The organism is Vibrio sp. 10N.222.47.A9 (assembly GCF_963872585.1).
Classification (GTDB): domain Bacteria; phylum Pseudomonadota; class Gammaproteobacteria; order Enterobacterales; family Vibrionaceae; genus Vibrio; species Vibrio splendidus.
Genome location: NZ_CAWNBB010000024.1, coordinates 47,107 through 54,641, shown reverse-complemented (window position 1 = coordinate 54,641; position 7,535 = coordinate 47,107). Strand labels below are relative to the sequence as shown.

General features: G+C 46.0%; 5 protein-coding genes. 4 read left to right on the top strand and 1 reads right to left on the bottom strand.

Annotation, left to right across the window (positions count from 1 at the left end):
- Nucleotides 1-132: 132 nt before the first annotated feature.
- Nucleotides 133-1,965: a translational GTPase TypA gene (gene typA, locus AACT19_RS06655; protein WP_004735586.1), complete on the bottom strand. Its 1,833-nt coding sequence runs from the start codon at nucleotides 1,963-1,965 to the stop codon at nucleotides 133-135.
- Between the two features lie 564 nt (nucleotides 1,966-2,529).
- Here typA and glnA point away from each other — a divergent pair.
- From glnA to glnG, 4 genes are all read left to right on the top strand, one after another.
- The gene (glnA, locus tag AACT19_RS06650) at nucleotides 2,530-3,939 is read left to right on the top strand and encodes a glutamate--ammonia ligase (protein ID WP_004735585.1); all 1,410 of its coding nucleotides are present in this window, start codon (nucleotides 2,530-2,532) and stop codon (nucleotides 3,937-3,939) included.
- Between the two features lie 226 nt (nucleotides 3,940-4,165).
- Entirely contained in the window at nucleotides 4,166-4,729 is a 564-nt protein-coding gene (locus tag AACT19_RS06645) for a DUF4124 domain-containing protein (RefSeq protein WP_076645789.1), read from the top strand.
- A 168-nt stretch (nucleotides 4,730-4,897) separates the two neighbouring features.
- A complete protein-coding gene (glnL, locus tag AACT19_RS06640; RefSeq protein WP_017079339.1) occupies nucleotides 4,898-5,974 on the top strand; it encodes a nitrogen regulation protein NR(II) in 1,077 nt (358 codons plus the stop codon).
- Nucleotides 5,975-6,096: 122 nt separating this feature from the next.
- Nucleotides 6,097-7,500 (top strand): nitrogen regulation protein NR(I), encoded by a 1,404-nt coding sequence (gene glnG, locus AACT19_RS06635; protein WP_076645787.1) that lies wholly within the window; start codon nucleotides 6,097-6,099, stop codon nucleotides 7,498-7,500.
- Nucleotides 7,501-7,535: the final 35 nt, after the last annotated feature.

Here is a 7,535-nt window from a genome sequence, read left to right as displayed (position 1 = left end):
TGAATTTAATGGAATTGGTATCACATCTCGTTTACTCGTATCTACTCCAACACCACATAAAACAAAAGCCCCGAGCAGCTAGGCTACTCGGGGCTTTCTTATCTACTTAGCTAGAAGCTAGTCAGCTGGCAATTAAGCCTTAGCTGGACGTGCTGCACGCTTACGGTCGTTTTCAGTAAGAAGTTTCTTACGGATACGTACGTTTAGTGGCGTTACTTCTACTAGTTCATCTTCATCGATAAACTCAAGAGCTTGCTCTAGAGTGTGCTTGATCGGTGGAGAAAGAACTTGTGCTTCATCAGTACCAGATGCACGAACGTTCGTTAGTTGCTTACCTTTCAGACAGTTTACTGTCAGGTCGTTTGAACGGTTGTGAATACCGATTACTTGACCTTCATAAACTTCATCAGCGTGCTCTGTGAATAGACGACCACGAGCTTGAAGGAAGAACAATGCGTAAGTCAGTGCTTTACCCGTTGCGTTCGAAATTAGAACACCGTTGTTACGCTGACCAATGATACCGCCTTTGTAAGGACCGTAGTGATCGAACGAGTGGTAAATAAGACCAGAACCAGACGTCATTGTAAGGAATTCAGTTTGGAAACCGATAAGACCACGAGAAGGCATCATGAAGTCCATGCGAACACGGCCTTTACCATCTGGTGCCATATCTGTTAGCTCACCCTTACGTAGACCGATGCTTTCCATGATCGCACCTTGGTGCTCTTCAACTACATCGATAGTAACCGTTTCGAACGGTTCCATTTTCTGACCATCTTCTTCTTTGATGATTACTTCTGGACGAGATACTGCTAGCTCGAAACCTTCACGACGCATGTTTTCGATCAGGATAGAAAGGTGAAGCTCACCACGGCCTGATACGCGGAAACGGTCTGGACTTTCAGTTTCTTCAACACGTAGTGCAACGTTATGAACCAATTCTTTTTCAAGACGCTCAAGGATGTTACGTGAAGTTACAAACTTACCTTCTTTACCCGCGAACGGAGAAGTGTTTACTTGGAAAGTCATTGTTACTGTTGGTTCATCAACAGACAGTGGTTCCATTGCTTCAACATTGTTTACGTCACAGATAGTGTCTGAAATTTTCAGTTCACCAAGACCTGTGATTGCAATGATGTCGCCAGCGTTAGCTTGTTCTACTTCGTGACGCTCAAGACCTAGGTAACCAAGTACAGTACCTACTTTACCGTTACGTTTTTTGCCTTCAGCATTCACGATAGTTACTTGTTGGTTTGGCTTAACAGAACCACGAGTAACACGAGCAACACCGATAACACCTACGTAAGAGCTGTAATCAAGTTGCGAAATTTGCATTTGAAGTGGACCTTCAAGGTCAACTGCAGGTGCTTCTACTGTATCAACAACAGCTTGGAACAATGGTTCCATGTCTGTGCCAACTTCGCCTTCTTCCATTGTTGCCCAACCGTTTAGAGCTGAAGCGTAAACAACAGTAAAGTCTAGTTGCTCATCAGTCGCGCCTAGGTTGTCGAACAAGTCAAATACTTGGTCCATAACCCAATCAGGACGAGCACCAGGACGGTCAATCTTGTTGATAACAACGATTGGCTTAAGGCCGTGTGCGAAAGCTTTTTGCGTTACGAAACGAGTTTGAGGCATTGGGCCATCAACTGCATCAACGATCAGAAGAACTGAATCAACCATAGACATGATACGTTCAACTTCACCACCGAAGTCCGCGTGTCCAGGGGTATCTACGATGTTGATACGGTAATCATTCCAGTCAATTGCTGTGTTCTTAGCAAGGATTGTAATGCCACGCTCTTTTTCGATGTCATTCGAATCCATGACACGCTCTTCAGCTTCACCACGAGACTCAAGAGTGCCTGACTGTTGTAGTAGTTTATCAACCAAAGTCGTTTTACCGTGGTCAACGTGCGCGATGATCGCGATATTTCTTAACTTATCAATCTGTGGAGTAGACATGGATTCTCGATTCACTCATAAAAGGTAGCCGTCAATTATCTCAAAAGTTTGGATAATAACCGCTAGCTTGATTTAAAAAACGGTCAATAATATACCAGATTTTAGACAAAAACCCAGAAATATGTGATCTCAACCAAGGCTTTTTTCTTTATTAGCGATTCATATCCGCTTAACTTTGATTCAGTACAGTATCTAACAGCCTAATTCGTAGGATTCTAAAAAAGCATCAGCCGCAAGATAGACAGCCAAATCTCCGGCAAAATAACAAAAGTGGATTGACAACTTAGGCAATTCATTGCTGAATGGTGCTCGCTTATGTTTCATATTGGTGCACAGACAAGCAGATGCACCAACAAGGTGCGCTGGAAGATCATTTTGGTGCAAAAACCAAAGTAAACGAAACAAGAAAACAAGTAAATCATTGAAATTAATGGAATAATTTTATTGGCACGTTTTTGGCTATAGATAAATCAGCATCGATTAATGCACTTATAGACATTAATCAATGCTAGTTTCAACCGAATCGAGCTAATACCGAATTAATAACACTGGAGGTTATCCAAGATGTCAGTAGAAAATGTACTATCCCTGATCCAAGAGAACGAAGTTAAATTTATCGACTTACGTTTTACTGATACAAAAGGTAAAGAGCAGCACATCTCTATTCCTTCTCACCAAGTTGATGCAGACTTCTTCGAAGAAGGTAAAATGTTTGACGGCTCTTCAGTAGCTGGTTGGAAAGGCATTAACGAATCTGACATGGTAATGATGCCAGACGCAGCTTCAGCTGTACTGGACCCATTCACAGAAGATGCAACGCTAAACATCCGTTGTGACATCCTTGAGCCTGCAACAATGCAAGGCTACGACCGTGACCCACGCTCTATCGCTAAGCGTTCTGAAGAATACCTACGTTCTACGGGTATCGCAGACACAGTTCTAGTTGGTCCAGAGCCAGAATTCTTCCTATTCGATGACGTTAAGTTCTCAAACGACATGTCTGGTTCTTTCTTCAAGATTGATGATGTAGAAGCAGCTTGGAACACAGGTTCTGACATCGAAGGCGGTAACAAAGGTCACCGTCCTGGCGTTAAAGGCGGTTACTTCCCAGTAGCTCCTGTAGATTCATCTCAAGACATCCGTTCAGCAATGTGTCTAGTAATGGAAGAGATGGGCCTAGTAGTTGAAGCTCACCACCACGAAGTAGCAACTGCGGGTCAAAACGAAATCGCAACTCGCTTCAACACGCTAACAACAAAAGCGGATGAGACTCAAATCTACAAGTACGTTGTACACAACGTTGCTCACGCATTTGGTAAAACAGCGACATTCATGCCTAAGCCACTAGTTGGTGACAACGGTTCTGGTATGCACGTTCACCAATCTCTAGCAAAAGACGGCGTTAACCTGTTTGCTGGTGATAAGTACGGCGGCCTATCTGAAATGGCGCTTTACTACATCGGTGGTGTAATCAAGCACGCTCGTGCAATCAACGCATTTGCTAACCCGTCAACTAACTCGTACAAGCGTCTTGTACCTGGTTTTGAAGCTCCGGTAATGCTTGCTTACTCAGCACGTAACCGTTCTGCTTCTATCCGTATCCCAGTAGTACCAAGCCCGAAAGCACGTCGTATCGAGCTACGTTTTGGTGACCCAGCAGCGAACCCATACCTATGTTACTCAGCAATGCTGATGGCTGGCCTTGACGGTATCAAGAACAAGATCCACCCAGGCGAAGCTATGGATAAAGATCTATACGACCTTCCAGCAGAAGAAGCGGCTGAAATCCCAACCGTTGCTGAATCTCTAGAAGTAGCGCTTAAAGCACTAGACGACGATCGTGAGTTCCTAACAGCTGGCGGCGTATTCTCTGACGATTTCATTGATTCTTACATCACACTGAAATCTGACGACGTACAACGCGTGAACATGGCAACACACCCACTTGAGTTTGAACTGTACTACTCAGTTTAATCTCCTGTAGAGATAAGCCATTTCTTACTGCAACCTTGTAAGAATCGCTGACTAAATATTAGGCTCGCCTCGCAGGCGGGCCTTTTTTATATACTCCCTCCCCCAGCTTCCTCGTACCATACCTTAGACAAAAGCCCTCAGAGGCTGCTGCTATAAATACAATAAAATCAATAACAAAACCAACGCCAAACGTGAAATCACCTAGCGGTGAAAAGAGGCTAAAGATATGAAAAATATACTGTTCCTGATCGGGTTAACAGTCGCGATCTCGTGCTCTGCTCAAACGGTGTATACCTGGGTGGATGAGGATGGTGTTCTCCACTTTAGTGATAACCCTAGCGCTCAAGATGCCAAATCTCTTCGCCTACCGGATGTGCAAGCATCAGCGCCGGCTCCTAAATTTGAAGCCTCGACGCCCGTTGATGCTGCAGCTTCATCTACAACTAAAACGGCAACGCCAGCTCAGGGGAAAACAGAAAGCACGAAACGTGAGACACCAGCTCAACTAGCCCTCACCATGCTGACTCCCGTTCATGACCAAACCATCCGTAGCAACCGCGGCTTAATCCCTGTTCAAATAGAACTTAGCCGCAAACTTGGTATTGGAGAGCAATTGCAATTGATGCTCGATGGTCGTCGCTACGGCGCCCCACAAACCCAACCGAATTGGGAACTGAAAGGTATCGATCGAGGTACTCACACCATTGCAATTCAAGCACATAGAAGCGGCAAGCTTATTGCATCTACTAGTCCAGTCACCGTGTATTTACATCGAGCGACGCTCAAGTAGGCCAATGTGTTAAAAGAGACTGAATTACCTCTACTTTTCACCTAATCGAAGCAGCTTTCAGCGACTCTAATGAATTATCTTTAGCTTCTGGTTGATATGCGCCATACTTGAACTTAGCTACGCACCAATTTGGTGCAGTGAGAAAAACACCAGTTCAAGGACGAAATAGTGAATCGATCAGCCAAAAGCGACAGCATAGATACACATCATCTTTCCAGCGCCATTCTCGACAATATGGTGACCTCAACATTGATGCTCGATGAGCAACTGTATGTCCGATACGCCAACCCGGCGGCTGAACAACTCTTTTCACAAAGCGCGCGACGCATCGTCGATCATCCACTGAGCCAACTTATTCAACACGCCTCACTGGATTTGGCGCTTCTGACGCAACCGCTACAAAGTGGCCAGAGCATTACCGACAGTGACGTTACCTTCGTTGTTGATAACCGCCCACTGATGCTTGAAGTCACGGTTAGCCCAATCTCTTGGCAACGAGAGACGCTGTTATTGGTTGAGATGCGCAAGATAGACCAGCAAAGACGCCTCAGCCAAGAGCTCAACCAACACGCACAACAACAAGCAGCTAAGCTGTTGGTGCGCGGGTTAGCACATGAGATTAAGAACCCACTCGGTGGCTTAAGAGGTGCGGCGCAGTTACTTGGGAAAATGCTTCCTGATCAGTCTCTTAATGAATATACACAGATCATTATTGAGCAAGCCGACCGCCTAAGAGCGTTAGTCGATCGCCTGCTTGGTCCTCAAAAACCGGGGACCAAGTCAGAAGAGAACCTACACCAGATACTTGAGAAAGTCAGGCAGCTCGTAGAACTCGAGTCGGGTTCAACGCTCGCCATCGAACGAGATTACGACCCGAGCTTACCGGACATTCTGATGGATTCAGCACAAGTTGAACAAGCGATGCTCAATATCGTGAGCAACGCGGCGCAGATTTTAAAGGCCCAAGAATCAGGGAAAATCACCATTCGCACCAGAACGGTGCATCAAGCCAATATTCATGGGCAGCGACACAAACTCGCAGCGCGCATTGAGATCAGCGATAACGGTCCGGGAATCCCCGATGATTTAAAAGACACGCTGTTTTACCCAATGGTCAGCGGACGAGAGGGTGGCACAGGGCTAGGACTATCGATTTCTCAAAACCTGATCGATCAGCACAATGGAAAAATTGATGTTGAGAGCTGGCCGGGTAACACCACATTCACGATTTACCTACCCATTTAGGTCAACAGAACCTCGCGATTGGACAGCGAGACGAAAGGCTTAACTCGGTAACACAAAGATTAAAGACATCATAAAAACAACAATGATTATCACAATAGATTTGGCTGCAAAGGAATTGAATTATGAGTAAGGGATACGTTTGGGTCGTCGATGACGACAGTTCTATACGTTGGGTCGTAGAAAAAACACTGTCATCTGCGGATATAAAGTGTGAAACATTTGCTGATGCTGAGAGCGTATTGCTTGCTCTTGAGCGCGAAACACCAGACGTTTTGGTGTCTGACATTCGCATGCCTGGCATTGACGGGATTGAGCTGTTACACCAAGTTCACCAGCGCTCTCCCGACCTGCCAGTGATCATTATGACCGCGCACTCAGACCTCGATGCGGCGGTGAATGCTTATCAAAAAGGCGCCTTTGAATATCTACCAAAGCCGTTCGATATTGATGAGACACTGACTCTAGTAGAGCGAGCCATCGCACACAGCCAAGAGCAGAAACGCGAGCAAGCCAGCGAAGTAGCCGAAGAAACCAACGCACCAGAAATCATCGGTGAAGCACCGGCAATGCAGGAAGTTTTCCGAGCTATTGGCCGTTTGTCTCGTTCATCCATTTCGGTTCTTATTAATGGTGAATCGGGGACTGGTAAAGAATTAGTCGCGCACGCGCTGCATCGTCACAGCCCAAGAGCTAAAAAGCCATTCATTGCGTTAAACATGGCGGCAATCCCTAAAGACTTGATCGAATCAGAGCTGTTTGGCCACGAGAAAGGCGCCTTTACTGGCGCTAACAGTGTTCGCCAAGGACGATTCGAACAAGCCAACGGCGGTACTCTGTTTCTTGATGAAATAGGCGATATGCCACTCGATATTCAGACTCGACTACTGCGCGTGCTTTCTGATGGCCAATTTTATCGCGTCGGTGGGCATTCTGCGGTTAAGGTTGATGTTCGTATCGTTGCAGCAACCCACCAAGATCTTGAGCGCTTGGTGCATGACGGTGGTTTCCGTGAAGACCTTTTCCATCGACTGAACGTTATCCGAATCCATATTCCGGCACTGCGCGAACGTAAACAGGACATTGAAAAGCTGACTCACCACTTCCTAGCATCCGCCGCTGAAGAGCTTGGTGTAGAAGTGAAGACCCTGCACTCTGAGACCATCATGAAGCTCAATCAGCTAAATTGGCCGGGTAACGTACGTCAGCTTGAGAACATCTGTCGTTGGCTCACAGTCATGGCGAGCGGCAGTGAAATACTCCCTTCAGACTTACCTCCAGAACTGTTGGAAGAAAAAGTGGTAACGGCCTCAGGGACTGGAGACAACTGGCAACAACTGCTCGCTAATTGGGCAAAATGTGCGCTTGATTCAGGAGAAAAAGAGCTACTAACTTATGCGCTGCCAGAGTTTGAACGTATACTGCTAGAGGCTGCACTCAACCATACCAATGGTCATAAACAGGATGCAGCCAAGGTTTTAGGTTGGGGAAGAAACACCCTAACTCGTAAACTAAAAGAACTGTACTGACCTGATATGACTCTCGATGCGGCTACTTTTTTAAC